This is a genomic window from Geodermatophilus sabuli (assembly GCF_010686765.1).
Classification (GTDB): Bacteria; Actinomycetota; Actinomycetes; order Mycobacteriales; family Geodermatophilaceae; genus Geodermatophilus; species Geodermatophilus sabuli_A.
In genome coordinates this window covers 127,943-141,869 of the sequence record NZ_JAAGWF010000012.1, presented here as the reverse complement: position 1 = coordinate 141,869, position 13,927 = coordinate 127,943, and the positions used below count along the sequence as shown (strand labels likewise).

Sequence of the window (13,927 nt, the reverse complement as noted above, 5' to 3'; positions counted from 1 at the left end):
CTGTGTGAACGGCGCTGCCGGTCACGGACGTCGCCACCGGCGGCCCTCGGCGGCGAGCATCTCGTCGGCCGCGCGCGGTCCCCACTCCCCGGCCCGGTAGGCCTGCGGGGTGGTGCCGGCCCAGAACTCCTCCAGCGGGTCGATCACCGCCCACGAGGCCTCGACCTCGGCGTTGCGGGGGAAGAGGGTGGCGTCGCCGAGCAACACGTCGAGCAGGAGCCGCTCGTAGGCCTCGGGGCTGGCCTCGGTGAACTGCTCGCCGTAGAGGAAGTCCATGGACACGTCCCGGACCTCCATCACGCTCCCGGGGACCTTCGACCCGAACTTGAGGGTCACCCCCTCGTCGGGTTGCACCCGCACGACCAGCTGGTTGTTGCCCAGCTCCTCGGTGTCGGTGTCGGCGAAGGGCAGGTGCGGCGCGCGCTTGAAGACCAGTGCGATCTCGGTGACCCGGCGCGGCAGCCGCTTGCCCGTCCGCAGGTAGAACGGCACCCCGGCCCACCGGCGGGTCTCCACCCCCAGCCGGACGGCGGCGTAGGTCTCGGTGGTCGAGTCCTCGGCCACGCCCTCCTCCTGCCGGTAGCCGTTCGCCCGCTGTCCGGCCAGCCAGCCCTGCTCGTACTGCCCGCGGACGGCGAAGGTGGCCATGTCCTCGGGCACCGACACCGCGCGCAGCACCTTGAGCTTCTCGGTGCGGATCTCGTCGGCGGAGAACTCGACCGGCTCCTCCATCGCGGTCAGCGCCAGCAGCTGCAGCAGGTGGTTCTGCAGCACGTCCCGGGCGGCGCCGGTCTCCTCGTAGAACCCGGCCCGGCCGCCGATGCCGACGTCCTCGGCCATCGTGATCTGCACCGAGTCGACGTGGTGGCCGTTCCAGATGGGCTCGAACAGGGTGTTGGCGAACCGCAGCGCCATGAGGTTCTGGACGGTCTCCTTGCCCAGGTAGTGGTCGATGCGGAAGACGTCGTCGGCGCTGAACACCGAGTCCACGAGCGCGTTGAGCTCCCGGCTGGAGGCCAGGTCGGTGCCGAACGGCTTCTCCACCACCACCCGCCGCCAGCGGTCGGGTGTGCTGTCGGCCATGCCGGTGCGTTGCATCTGCTTGAGCACGGTCGGGAACATGGCCGGCGGGATGGACAGGTAGAAGGCGGCGTTCCCGCCGATGCCGTGGCTGCCCTCGAGCTCGCCGAGGGTGTCGGCGAGCTGGTCGAAGGCGTTGTCGTCGTCGAACGACCCCTGCACGAACCGGACGCTCGCGGCCAGCCGCTCCCACACCTCCTCGCGCCACGGGGTGCGGGCGGCCTTGCGGGCGGCGTCGCGGGCGAGCTCGGCGAAGTCCTGGTCGCCCCAGTCGCGCCGGGCGAAGCCGAGCAGGGCGAAGTTGGTGGGCAGGAGGCCGCGGTTGGCCAGGTCGTAGACCGCCGGCAGCAGCTTCTTGCGGGCCAGGTCGCCGGTGATGCCGAAGACGACCAGCGCGCAGGGCTCCGGCACACGGGGCAGCCGCCGGTCCCGCGGATCGCGCAGCGGGTTGGAGATCATCGCGGGCCGCGGTGTGGCGAGAGAGTCATCGTCCGTCCTCGTGGTCGGAGGTTGACCCGTCGTCCGGCGCGGCGGTGGACCGGACGGCGGGGTGGATCAGGTGCGTCGCATCCTCGACCTGATCCTGACCGAGATGGTCGCGCAGAGCGCGTCGAGCGTCGTTCAGCAGAGCGCGTCGAGCAGTTGCACGATGCCGGCGGCCCGGTCGGTCAGGTGCAGGTGCAGCAGCGGCCGGCCGCGGTCGGCCAGCGCCTGGCGGTCACCGGCGGCCTGGGCGGCCTGCAGCATGCCGAAACTGTACGGCCGGTCGGGCACCGGGAGGTCCTCCGACACCTCTCCGGTGACCTGCAGGAACACGCCGGTCGGCGGACCGCCCTTGTGGTACTGGCCGGTGGAGTGCAGGAACCGGGGAGCCCACCCGAACGTCACCGCGTGCTCCGTGCGCTCCGCCAGCGCCGCGCGCAGCTCGCCGGCGCGGGCATCCCCGGCGCGGTCCAGGTAGGCCATCACCGCCAGGTAGCCGCGCGGCGGGACGGCGGCCAGCAGGGCGTCCACGGCCAGGGACACCCCGTCGTGCTGGGAGAGGTCCACGCCGTCGAGGGCGCCGTTGGCCCCGTACAGCGCGATGGCCCCGATGGTGGCCACCGGCTGCTCGTCGGGCGGGCCGCTGTCCAGGATCCGCCGGGTGTGCTCCTTGCTCGCCGCGACGTCGGGCTGGTCGAACGGGTTGATGCCGAGGATCCGGCCGGCCACCGCGGTGGCGTACTGCCAGCCGAGGAACTGGGCGCCGAGCGGGCCGGTCACCCCCATCGACGGGCCCGGCGGGACCGGTTCGCCCCCGACGACGGCGAGCAGCACGTCCGCAGCGGTGGCGCCCGGCGCGTCCACGGACTCGAGGACCACCGGCAGCAGCCCGCGCCCCTGCTTGCCGGTCGACTCGGCGACCAGCTGCTCGGCCCAGTCCGCGAAGCCCACCAGGTCGCCGTCCCCGGGCGCGAGGGCCACCTTGTCCCGGCCCGTGCGGAACCCCGCCCCCAGCGCCACGCCGAGCTCGAGGGCCGCGTTGTCGGGCTTGGCCAGGTGCTCGGCCAGGTCGGCGGCGTCCTCGAGCAGGGTGCCGACGTCGGCCCCCGCCAGCGCCGACGGCACCAGCCCGAACGCCGACAGCGCGCTGTACCGGCCGCCCACGTGCGGATCGGCGAGGAACACCGCCCGGGCGCCCATCGCCGCGGCGGTGTCGGCCAGCGGCGAGCCCGGATCGGTGACCACGACGAACCGGGCGCCGATCTGTCGCTCGTCCAGCCCGGCCGCGGCGAAGGCCGCGACGAGCACCCGCCGGTGGCTGTCGGTCTCGAGGGTCTCGCCGGACTTCGAGCTCACCACGACCACGGTGCGGTCGAGATCGGTCAGCGCCGCGGCCACCTGGTCGGGGTCCGTGGTGTCCAGGACGACCAGCGGCACCCCCGCCGTCCGGCAGATCACCTCCGGCGCGAGCGAGGAGCCGCCCATGCCGCACAGCAGGACCCGGTCCAGGCCCTCGGCGAGCAGCTCGGCGCGGAGGCCGGTCAGGCGGGCGACCAGCTCCCTCGAGGTCGCGGGCAGGTCCAGCCAGGCCAGCCGCACCGCGGCCTCGCTCTCGGCGTCCGGGCCCCACAGGGTCGGGTCCTCGGCCACCAGTCGCGCGGCGACGTCGTCCTCGGCGAGCTGGGTCCGGACGGCCTGCGGCACGTCCAGCCCGGCGCACGAGAACGCCAAGCTCACGCCTTGTCCTCCAGCTGGGTGCGCACCGACTCGGTCAGCTCGTCCCAGGAGTCGACGAACTTCTGCACGCCCTCGTCCTCCAGCACCCGGAAGACGTCGTCGAGGTCGACGCCGGCGTCGGCGATGGCCGTCATCGTGGCCGTCGCCTCGTCGTAGGCCTTCTGCACCGGGGTGCCGGCGCTGCCGTGGTCGGCGTAGGCCATCAGCGTCTTCTCCGGCATCGTGTTGACGGTGCCGGGCGCGATGAGCTCGGAGATGTACATCGTGTCCGAGTACTCGGGGTTCTTGACGCCCGTCGAGGCCCACAGCGGCCGCTGCGGCACGGCACCCTTCGCCTCCAGCGCCCGCCAGCGGTCGGAGGAGAAGACCTCCTCGTAGGCCTGGTAGGCCAGCTGGGCGTTCGCGATGCCCGCCCGGCCCTTGAGCGACGGGTCGGCACCGGCTGCGTCCAGCCGCTTGTCGATCTCGGTGTCGACCCGCGAGACGAAGAACGAGGCGACCGACGCGATCCCGGACAGGTCGGCGTCCGGGACGTCGGCCAGCCGCTGCTCCAGGCCGGAGAGGTAGGCGTCCATCACCGCGCGGTACCGCTCGGGGCTGAAGATCAAGGTGACGTTGACACTGATGCCGCGGGCGATGGACGTCGTGATGGCCGGGAGGCCGGCCTCGGTCGCCGGGATCTTGATGAACAGGTTGGTCCGGTCCACCAGCCACCACAGGTGCGCCGCCTCGGCGGCGGTCGCGTCGGTGTCGTGCGCCAGGCCGGGGGCCACCTCCAGCGACACCCGTCCGTCACCGGGCTGCCGGTCGGCGACCGGTCGCAGCAGGTCGCAGGCGTCCCGGACGTCGGCGCCCGTGATGGTGCGGAGCGCCTCCTCGACGCTCACCCGGCGGACGGCCAGGGCGTGCAGCTGGTCGTCGTAGGACTCCGAGCCGCTGATCGCCGCGGCGAAGATGGTCGGGTTGGTCGTGACGCCGACGACGCTGTGCTCGTCGACCAGCGACTGCAGGTTGCCGCTGCGGATGCGGTCACGGGAGAGGTCGTCCAGCCAGACGGCGACCCCCGCCCCGGAGAGTTCGGCCAGGTTCTCGTTCTGTGCCATCAATGGGTCCTTTCGAGGAAGTGGGTGCGATGCCGGCCCCGGCCCGGGTCCCGCCCCGAGCTCGCGAAGGGTGGGGAGGCCGGGGTCCTTACTGGTCGCCGGTGGGGTGGGGGAGGCCGCCGGTGGCCCGGATCGGTCCGGCCGGGACGCCCGGGCCGGACGCGGCCGCCTCGATGCTCTCCCGGGCCGCGGCGGCGACGGCCTCCTCGGTCAGCCCGAACTCCTCGTAGAGCACGGAGTACGCCGCGCTGGCCCCGTAGTGGGTGAGGCCGACGATCCGCCCGGCGTCGCCCACGAACTCCCGCCAGCCCATCGGCACGCCGGCCTCGACGCTGACGCGGGCACGGACCGAGGGCGGCAGCACCTCGTTCTTGTAGGCGTCGTCCTGCTCGGCGAACCACTCGACGCACGGCACCGAGACGACCCGGGTCGGCACGCCGTCGGCCTCGAGCCGTTCGCGGGCGGCCACCGCGATCTGCACCTCCGAGCCGGTGCCGAGCAGGATCACCTCGGGGTCGCCGTTGGACGCGTCGGCCAGCACGTAGGCGCCGCGGGCGGTGCCCTCCGCGGACCCGAAGGCGGACCGGTCGAACACCGGCAGGTTCTGCCGCGACAGGAGCAGGCCGGCCGGGCGGTCGTTGTTCTCGAGGATCGTGCGCCAGGCGACGGCGACCTCGTTGGCGTCCGCGGGCCGGACGACGTCCAGGCCCGGGATGGCGCGCAGCGCCGCGAAGTGCTCGATCGGCTGGTGGGTCGGGCCGTCCTCGCCCAGGCCGATCGAGTCGTGCGTCCAGACGTAGACCACCGGCAGCTGCATGAGGGCCGCCAGGCGGACCGCTCCGCGCATGTAGTCGGAGAAGGTGAGGAAGGTGCCGCCGTAGACGCGGGTGCCGCCGTGCAGGGCGATGCCGTTCATGATCGCGCCCATGGCGTGCTCGCGGACGCCGAAGTGCAAGGTGCGGCCGTAGGGGCCGCCCGACCACATCTTGGTCTGGCGGTCGGCCGGCAGGAACGACGGTTCACCCTTGACCGCGGTGTTGTTGCTCTCGGCGAGGTCGGCCGAGCCGCCCCACAGCTCCGGGAGGGCCGGGTAGAGGGCGGCGAGCACCTCGCCGGAGGCCTTGCGGGTGGCCACGCCCTTCGGGTCGGCGTCCCAGCTGGGCAGCGCCTCGGCGAAGCCGTCGGGGAGGGTGCGGGTGGTCATCCGGGTCAGGACGGCTGCGGCGTCCGCGTTCTCCCGCGTCCAGGCGTCGAACCGCTGCTGCCACTCGGCGTGGTCGGCGCGGCCCTTCTCGACGACCGAGCGGGCGTGCCGGAGCACCTCGTCGTCCACCTGGAAGGTGCGCTCGGGGTCGAAGCCGAGGATCTCCTTGGTGGCTCGCACCTCGTCGTCGCCGAGGGCCGACCCGTGGGCCGCGCCGGTGTTTTGCTTGTTCGGGGCCGGCCAGGCGATGATCGTCCGCAGCACGATGATCGAGGGGCGGCCGGTCTCGGCCTTGGCGGCGGCGAACGCGGCGTCGACGGCCGCGAGGTCCTCGCCGTCGTCCACGTGCTGCACGTGCCAGCCGTAGGCCTCGTAGCGCTTGCCGACGTCCTCGGTGAAGGCGACGTTCGTGTCGTCCTCGATGGAGATCCGGTTGTCGTCGTAGACCAGGACGAGGTTGCCCAGCTGCTGGGTCCCGGCCAGCGAGGAGGCCTCGCCGCTGACGCCCTCCTCCAGGTCGCCGTCGGAGGCGAAGGCCCAGATCGTGTGGTCGAACAGGCTCTGGCCCTCGGGTGCGTCGGGGTCGAGCAGCCCGCGCTCGCGGCGGGCGGCCATCGCCATGCCGACCGCGTTCCCCACGCCCTGGCCGAGCGGGCCGGTGGTGGTCTCGACGCCCGGCGTGTGGTTCACCTCGGGGTGGCCCGGGGTCTTCGAACCCCAGGTGCGCAGCGCCTGCAGGTCCTCGAGCTCCAACCCGTAACCGGCGAGGAAGAGCTGGACGTACAGCGTCAGGCTCGAGTGGCCCATGGAGAGGACGAACCGGTCCCGGGCCACCCAGTTCGGGTCGGTGGGGTCGTGCCGCAGCCACTTGTGGAACAGCAGGTAGGCGGTGGGCGCCATGCTCATCGCCGTCCCGGGGTGGCCGTTGCCGACCTTCTGCACGGCGTCCATCGCGAGCACGCGGGCGGTGTCGACGGCCCGGCGGTCGAGGTCCCCGAAGTCGTCGGGGAGGGTGGGCGAGGGCTGCGCCGGGTTGCCGGTCGGCGAGTCGGTGGCGGCCTCGGCCGGGGCCTCGGACTCGGTGCTCTGCGTTCCCATCTGGCGGTGCTCCCTCGGGGTCGGCCTGTGCGGGGACCGCCCGGGACGACCGGTGGGGACCCTCCGACCCCGGGCGGACGACGGTGCTCCGGCTCCAGCGATCCGGCCTGGACTCGGCCCCCGACCCCTCGCCGAGGACCCGGACGCACCGTCGTCGTCGACGAGGCCCTACCCGCTGCAGGCGCAGCACCAACGTGACGAGACCCTAGTCATGCCCGCCGTGGCCGAGGGTGGGGCCGGGCTACAGTTGCCCCGTTCTCCTGTCCCCGGTTGGAAGGGACCCCGTGCTGTCCAGGTGCCCGGTGGTGCCCTGCCCGCGCGCCTGTGCGCCCGAGGCGTCCCGGTGACGGCGCTGTCCGAGCGCCCGGCCGTCCAGGCCCGTCGCCTGACCGCCACGGTCCGCGCCTACGTGGCCCTGACCAAGCCGCGGATCATCGAGCTGCTGCTGATCACCACCCTGCCGGCGATGCTGCTGGCCGCCGGCGGCTGGCCCTCCTGGCGGCTGCTCACCGCCACCATGGTCGGCGGCACCCTCGCCGCGGGCGCGGCCAACGTCGTCAACTGCTGGTACGACCGCGACATCGACCGGCTGATGCACCGCACCGAGCGCCGGCCGCTGCCTATGGGGGTGGTCAGCCCCCGGGGCGCCCTGGTCTTCGGGATCGTCCTCACCGTCGTGTCGGTCACCCTGCTCGCCGCGACGACGACGCTGCTCGCCGCGGGCCTGGCCGCCGCCGCGATCTTCTACTACGCCGTGCTCTACACGATGGTGTTCAAGCGCTACACCCGGCGCAGCACGGAGTTCGGCGGCGTGCCCGGTGCCGCACCGGTGCTGATCGGCTGGGCCGCGGTGACCGGCTCGCTGGCCTGGCCGGCGGTGGTCTTCTTCGGCGTCGTCTTCTGCTGGCAGATGCCGCACTTCTGGGCGCTGGCGATGCGCTTCCGGGCCGACTACGCGCGGGCCGACGTCCCGATGCTGCCGGTCGTGGCCACCCCCCTGTCGGTGGGCCGGCAGACCGTCGCGTGGACCTGGCTGACCGTCGCCGTCTCGCTGCTGCTGTGGCCGGTCGCCGACGGGTACGGCATCGGCTGGATCTACACCGCCGCCGCGGCCGCGCTCGGCCTCTGGTTCGTCGTCGAGGCGCACCGGCTGCTGGGCCGGATCCGCTCGGGCGCCCCGACCCGGCCGATGCAGCTGTTCCACACCTCGATCAGCTACATGGCCCTGCTGTCGGTCGCGATCATCGTCGACGTCCTGGTGTAGCCGGCGGCGGACCCCGTTCCGGGACGACCCCGCCCGGAGGAGGATCGACGGCGTCCACCTCGGACGGCACCACCCGGAGGTGACCTCCGATGACCGAGGCAGCTGGAGCCCGCTCCTCCGACGCCGGCTGGCAGGTGGACGAGGCCGGCGCCACCGCCTACGAGGAGACCCTCGTCCCCGCGTTGCTCGCTCCCTGGGCCGAGGACCTCGTGGCCGCCGCCGGTCCGCGACGCGGGCAGCGGGTCGTCGACGTCGCGTGCGGTACCGGCATCGTCGCCCGCACGGCGGCCCGCGTGGTGGGCTCGGCCGGTGCGATCACCGGCGTGGACCTCAACCCGGCGATGCTGGCGGTGGCCCGCCGGGTCAGTGCGGGGACCGTCCCGGAGATCCGCTACGAGGTGGGTGCCGCCGACGCGCTGCCCCTGCCCGACGGCACGGCCGACGTGGTCTTCTGCCAGCAGGGCCTGCAGTTCTTCCCCGATCCGGCCGCGGCGCTGGCCGAGTTCCACCGGGTCGGCGTGCCGGGCGGACGGCTCGGCGTGTCCACCTGCCGCAGCCTCTCCCACCAACCCGGGTACCGCCTGCTCGTCGACGTCCTGGCCCGCCACCTCGGGCAGGCGGCAGCGGTGGTGGTCGCCTCGCCCTACGCCCTCGGGGAGCTAGACCGCCTCCACGCCCTGGTCGCCGGGGCGGGCTTCACCCGGGTGCACGCCCGGATCGTCGTGTCGACCGTCCGGGTCCCCTCGGCAGAGGCCCTGCTCCGCGGTGAGACGGCGAGCTCGCCGCTGGGGGACGTCGTCGGTCGGCTCGACCGATCCGCCGCAGGAGCGCTCGTGGCCGACCTCGGCGCGGCACTGACTCCGCACACCGACGACGACGGGGTCGTCTTCCCGTTCGAGACGGCCGTCGTCAGCGCCAACCGGTGAGGGGTCAGCGGGTGGCGGGGACCGGGACGGTCGCGCTGTCCAGCGGCAGCTCGGACGACGGGCCGCGGACCGACCAGACCAGCCGGGCCGTGAACGCGGTGACCAGGACCGCGCCGAGCATGTGCACCAGCACGAGGGCCACCGGCAGGTCCGTGAAGTACTGGACGTAGCCGACCACGCCCTGGGCCAGCTGCACCAGCAGCAGGTCGCGCGCGGCCCGGCGCATGCGCCCGGGGGTGTCGGTGGCGTGCAGCGCCACCAGCAGGGCGACGGTCAACCCGAGCAGCAGGAACACCGAGTCGGCGTGCAGCTGGCTGACCAGCTCGGGGTCGAACCCGGTACGGCCGGCCCCCGGGTCGCCGCTGTGCGGACCGCTGCCCGTCACCACCGTGCCGAGCACCAGGACGGCGGCGGTCGCCACCGCGATCCCCGTCACGAGCAGCGCGAAGGGACGGCGGACCAGTGGGTGGCCGACCCCCGCCTCCCGCGACCGGAGCCACAGCACGGTCGTGACCGCGACGAGGGCCGACGAGACGAGGAAGTGCGCGGCGACCGTCCACGGGTTGAGGCCGGTGAGGACGGTGACCCCACCGAGGAGCGCCTGCGCGGGGATGCCGAGGAAGGCGAGGACGGCCAGCGCGCGCAGGTCGCGCCGGGTGGAGCGGAACACGGCGACCACGGTGGCGACCGCGACGGCGGCCAGCACGAAGGTGAGCAGCCGGTTGCCGAACTCGATCGCCCCGTGCCCGGCCAGCTCCGGCGTGGCCACGAAGCTCTCGTCGGTGCACCGCGGCCAGGTGGGGCAACCCAGTCCCGAACCGGTCAGGCGCACGGCTCCGCCGGTGACGACGATCGCGCCGTTGGCGACCGCGTTGGCGAGGGTGATCCGCGAGACGGCGGCAGGAGAGACCGGCACGTCCCGATGCTAGTCACCGGACCCGCCCGCCCCCCACCGCCCGCAGGCTCCCGGCTGGCCCCGGCGGGCGAGCCCCGTGGTGCTGGTCACACCTCTGGGGCCGTGCCGCGGGAGTTAGGACGGGCTTGGTTGCGCGTCGCCCGAAATAGGTAACACTCGTGTTGTGGAAAGCGAATCGGCAGGTGCCCCGCCTGCTGCCCGCGCGTCGGCCGGTGCCGACGACGGTCGCACCCGGCACCGCGTCACCGCGCTGCTGCTGGAGCACGGGCCGCTGACGGCGAGCGAGCTCGCCGCCCGGCTCGGCGTCTCCTCGACCGCCGTCCGCCGGCACCTCGACGCGCTGGTGGCCACCGGCCGGGCCGAGGAGCGGTCCGGTGGCGGCGCGGCCCCCCGCGGACGCGGCCGCCCGGCGCGGCTGTTCCACCTCACCGACGCGGGGCGCTCGGCGTTCCCGCACGCCTACGACGACCTCGCGCTGACCGCGCTGCGCTACGTCGCCGCCCAGGGCGGCCCGGACGCCGTCCGTGCCGTCGCCGAGGCCCAGCTCGCCGGCCTCGAGCAGCGGTGCTCGACGGCGGTGGAGCAGGCCGCCGGCAGTGGCGCCGTCGACCGGGCGCAGGTGCTCGCCGCCGCGCTCACGGCCGAGGGCTACGCTGCCTCGGCCTCGGCGATCTCCAGCGGCGGGCAGCTCTGCCAGCACAACTGCCCGGTGGCACACGTGGCGGCGGAGTTCCCGCAGCTGTGCGAGGCAGAGACCGCGGTGATCGGCCGGCTGGTGGGCACGCACGTCCAGCGGCTGGCGACCATCGCGCACGGCGACGGGATCTGCACCACGCACATCCCCGGCCCGCTGCGGGCCGAGGGCCCGACTCACATCCGCGCGGGGAACAGATCGTCCCCTGTGCGCCCTGTACCAGGTGAGCGAGCAGCGCACCGGCTCTCCGCCGGGCCGCGCACCGCGCCGTCCACCAGCCCCACCCTCACGTTCGACCGGGAGAGGACGCCCGTATGACCAGCACCCAGCAGCCGGTGACCAGTACGCCGCTGACGCAGGACGAGCAGATCGACCAGCTCGGCCGCTACCAGTACGGCTGGGCTGACGCCGACGTCGCCGGTGCCTCTGCCCGTCGCGGGATCGACGAGGACGTCGTCCGGGACATCTCGCGCCGTAAGAACGAGCCCGAGTGGATGCTCGAGCGCCGGCTCAAGGCCCTCAAGCTGTTCGGCCGCAAGCCGATGCCCGACTGGGGCTCGGACCTGTCCGGGATCGACTTCCAGAACATCAAGTACTTCGTGAAGTCCACCGAGGCCCAGGCCGCCTCGTGGGAGGAGCTCCCCGAGGAGATCCGCACGACCTACGACCGGCTGGGCATCCCGGAGGCCGAGAAGCAGCGGCTGATCGCCGGTGTCGCCGCCCAGTACGAGTCCGAGGTCGTCTACCACAAGATCCGTGAGGACCTCGAGGAGCAGGGCGTCCTGTTCCTCGACACCGACACGGCGCTGCGCGAGCACGAGGACCTGTTCCGCGAGTACTTCGGCTCGGTCATCCCGGCCGGCGACAACAAGTTCGCCGCGCTGAACACCGCGGTGTGGTCCGGTGGCTCGTTCATCTACGTGCCGCCGGGCGTCAACGTCGAGATCCCGCTGCAGGCCTACTTCCGGATCAACACCGAGAACATGGGCCAGTTCGAGCGGACGCTCATGATCATCGACGAGGGCGCCTACGTGCACTACGTCGAGGGCTGCACCGCGCCGATCTACAAGTCCGACTCGCTGCACTCGGCGGTCGTCGAGATCATCGTCAAGAAGAACGCGCGCTGCCGGTACACGACCATCCAGAACTGGTCGAACAACGTCTACAACCTGGTCACCAAGCGCGCCGTGGCGCACGAGGGCGCGACCATGGAGTGGGTCGACGGCAACATCGGCTCCAAGGTCACGATGAAGTACCCGGCCGTGTGGATGACCGGTGAGCACGCCAAGGGCGAGGTGCTCTCCATCGCCTTCGCCGGCGAGGGGCAGCACCAGGACGCCGGCGCCAAGATGGTGCACGCCGCGCCGAACACCTCCTCGACGATCGTGTCGAAGTCGGTGGCCCGCGGCGGCGGCCGCACGTCCTACCGCGGCCTGGTCCAGATCGACGAGGGCGCGCACGGGTCGAGGTCGACGGTGAAGTGCGACGCGCTGCTGGTCGACACGATCAGCCGGTCGGACACCTACCCCTACGTCGACGTCCGCGAGGACGACGTCTCCATGGGTCACGAGGCGACCGTCTCCCGGGTCAGCGACGACCAGCTGTTCTACCTGATGAGCCGCGGGATGTCCGAGGACGAGGCGATGGCCATGGTCGTGCGGGGCTTCGTGGAGCCGATCGCCCGCGAGCTGCCGATGGAGTACGCCCTGGAGCTGAACCGCCTGATCGAGCTGCAGATGGAAGGTGCCGTCGGCTGATGTCGGCAGAGAACACGACCACCACCCTCGCCGGGGAGCTGTTCGCTCCCGGCGTGGGAACCCAGGCCGGCCCGCCGACCACCCCGGCCGCCGGTACCGGCACCGCCGGGGAGGCCACGCCCGGCGCCCACTCGCACGGCGGTCCGGCGCCGACCGGCTCCCCGGCCGAGCGGTTCACCTCGACCGACCCCGAGGCCTTCGGTGCGCCCACCGGCCGGGAGGAGGAGTGGCGCTTCACGCCGATGCGCCGCATCCGCCCCCTGCTGGACGGCGCCCCGAGCGACGCACACCTGCAGTGGGACACCGACCTCCCCGACGGTGTCGAGCTGACCAGCGTCGAGGCCGACGACCCGCTGCTCAAGGGCCTGCCCGAGCCGGTCGACCGGCTCGCCGCGCTGACCCGGGCGCGCAGCGGCGGCGCCGCCGTCGTCCGGGTGCCGGCCGAGGCCCGGCTGGACCGCCCGGTGACGCTGCGCCTGTCGGGCACCGGCGCCGAGGAGGTCGTCTGGGGCCAGCTCGTCGTCGAGGTCGGCGCGTTCGCCGAGGCGACCGTCGTCCTGGACCACGCGGGCTTGGCCCGGTACTCCGGCGGTGTCGCCGTCCTCGTCGGGGACGGCGCGCAGGTCACCCTCGTCGCCGCCCAGGAGTGGGCCCGCGGCAGCGTGCACGGCGGCCAGTTCGACGCCGTCGTCGGCCGGGACGCCACCTTCAGGCAGGTCGTCGTCACCCTCGGCGGCGACCTCGTCCGGCTGGTCAGCAACGTGCAGTACGCCGGCCCCGGTGGGACGGCGGAGCTGTTCGGCGTCTACTTCGCCGACGAGACCCAGCACCAGGAGCACCGGCTCTGGGTCGACCACGCGGTGCCCAACTGCACCAGCAACGTGCTCTACAAGGGCGCGCTGCAGGGCGAGGACGCGCACACGGTGTGGATCGGCGACGTCCGGATCCGCCCCACGGCCACCGGCACCAGCACCTACGAGCTCAACCGCAACCTGGTGCTCACCGACGGCGCCCGCGCCGACTCGGTGCCCAACCTGGAGATCGAGACCGGCGAGATCGTCGGTGCGGGCCACGCCAGCGCCACCGGCCGGTTCGACGACGAGCAGCTGTTCTACCTCTGCTCGCGGGGGATCGACGCCGAGACCGCCCGCCGGCTGGTCGTGCGCGGCTTCTTCGCCGACGTCGTCCAGCACATCGGGATCCCGGAGCTACAGGACCGCCTGATGGGCAGCATCGAGGCCCGCCTCGGCGGGCTGCCCGGCCTGGACGACCAGCCCGTGGAGCCGGCGTGAGCTTCGAGCGGGTCTGCGCCCTGTCCGACGTCGCGGAGCCCGGCGCGCTGCGCGTCGAGCTCGCCGACGTGGACGTGGCCGTCGTCCGCTTCGCGGGCCGGGTCTACGCGGTCGAGGACCTCTGCTCGCACGCCGAGGTCCCGCTGTCCGAGGGGGACGTCGAGGAGCTCGACGGCGCCCCGACCATCGAGTGCTGGCTGCACGGGTCGTGCTTCGACCTGCGCACCGGCGAGCCCACCAACCTGCCGGCCACCGAGCCGGTGTCCGTCTACGCGGTCCGCGTGGAGGGAGAGGACGTGTACGTCGACACCGAGTCCGACGCCGCCGTCCCCGCCCTGCGGACCGACGACATGGCCAGCAACTGAGGAGCGAG

Annotated in this window: 11 protein-coding genes; 6 read left to right on the top strand and 5 right to left on the bottom strand. The window is 73.3% G+C overall.

Annotated elements, in window-relative coordinates:
- Nucleotides 1-21 precede the first annotated feature (21 nt).
- From zwf to tkt, 4 genes are all read right to left on the bottom strand, one after another.
- Nucleotides 22-1,539, bottom strand: coding sequence for a glucose-6-phosphate dehydrogenase (zwf, locus tag GCU56_RS12960; RefSeq protein WP_163482151.1), 1,518 nt, complete (start codon nucleotides 1,537-1,539; stop codon nucleotides 22-24).
- Nucleotides 1,540-1,701: 162 nt separating this feature from the next.
- The gene (locus GCU56_RS12955) at nucleotides 1,702-3,300 is read right to left on the bottom strand and encodes a glucose-6-phosphate isomerase (RefSeq protein ID WP_163482150.1); all 1,599 of its coding nucleotides are present in this window, start codon (nucleotides 3,298-3,300) and stop codon (nucleotides 1,702-1,704) included.
- Nucleotides 3,297-4,403 carry a transaldolase gene (tal, locus tag GCU56_RS12950; RefSeq protein WP_163482149.1) on the bottom strand — a complete coding sequence of 369 codons (1,107 nt, stop codon included), beginning with the start codon at nucleotides 4,401-4,403 and terminating at the stop codon, nucleotides 3,297-3,299. The genes GCU56_RS12955 and tal overlap by 4 nt, the downstream gene beginning before the upstream one ends.
- Nucleotides 4,404-4,491: 88 nt before the next feature.
- A complete protein-coding gene (gene tkt / locus GCU56_RS12945) occupies nucleotides 4,492-6,705 on the bottom strand; it encodes a transketolase (protein WP_163482148.1) in 2,214 nt (737 codons plus the stop codon).
- A gap of 343 nt (nucleotides 6,706-7,048) precedes the next feature.
- Here tkt and GCU56_RS12940 point away from each other — a divergent pair, with 343 nt between their 5' ends.
- Nucleotides 7,049-7,969 (top strand): heme o synthase, encoded by a 921-nt coding sequence (locus GCU56_RS12940; protein ID WP_163482147.1) that lies wholly within the window; start codon nucleotides 7,049-7,051, stop codon nucleotides 7,967-7,969.
- A gap of 89 nt (nucleotides 7,970-8,058) precedes the next feature.
- A complete protein-coding gene (locus GCU56_RS12935) occupies nucleotides 8,059-8,895 on the top strand; it encodes a methyltransferase domain-containing protein (protein WP_163482146.1) in 837 nt (278 codons plus the stop codon).
- A 4-nt stretch (nucleotides 8,896-8,899) separates the two neighbouring features.
- On the opposite strand, the gene GCU56_RS12930 is transcribed toward GCU56_RS12935, so the two are convergent.
- On the bottom strand, nucleotides 8,900-9,811 hold the full coding sequence (locus tag GCU56_RS12930) for a COX15/CtaA family protein (RefSeq protein ID WP_163482145.1): 912 nt from the start codon (nucleotides 9,809-9,811) through the stop codon (nucleotides 8,900-8,902).
- A gap of 163 nt (nucleotides 9,812-9,974) precedes the next feature.
- On the opposite strand from GCU56_RS12930, the gene GCU56_RS12925 reads away from it, so the two are divergent.
- From GCU56_RS12925 to GCU56_RS12910, 4 genes are read left to right on the top strand one after another with little or no spacing between them, the layout of a single operon-like run.
- Nucleotides 9,975-10,823 carry a helix-turn-helix domain-containing protein gene (locus tag GCU56_RS12925; RefSeq protein WP_163482144.1) on the top strand — a complete coding sequence of 283 codons (849 nt, stop codon included), beginning with the start codon at nucleotides 9,975-9,977 and terminating at the stop codon, nucleotides 10,821-10,823.
- Nucleotides 10,820-12,262, top strand: a complete 1,443-nt coding sequence (sufB, locus tag GCU56_RS12920) for a Fe-S cluster assembly protein SufB (protein ID WP_163482143.1) — start codon at nucleotides 10,820-10,822, stop codon at nucleotides 12,260-12,262. The genes GCU56_RS12925 and sufB overlap by 4 nt, the downstream gene beginning before the upstream one ends.
- Nucleotides 12,262-13,554: a Fe-S cluster assembly protein SufD gene (gene sufD, locus GCU56_RS12915; protein WP_163482142.1), complete on the top strand. Its 1,293-nt coding sequence runs from the start codon at nucleotides 12,262-12,264 to the stop codon at nucleotides 13,552-13,554. The genes sufB and sufD overlap by 1 nt, the downstream gene beginning before the upstream one ends.
- Complete coding sequence (locus tag GCU56_RS12910; RefSeq protein WP_163482141.1) at nucleotides 13,551-13,919, top strand: Rieske 2Fe-2S domain-containing protein; 369 nt, start codon at nucleotides 13,551-13,553, stop codon at nucleotides 13,917-13,919. Before sufD ends, GCU56_RS12910 begins: the two co-directional genes overlap by 4 nt.
- Nucleotides 13,920-13,927: the final 8 nt, after the last annotated feature.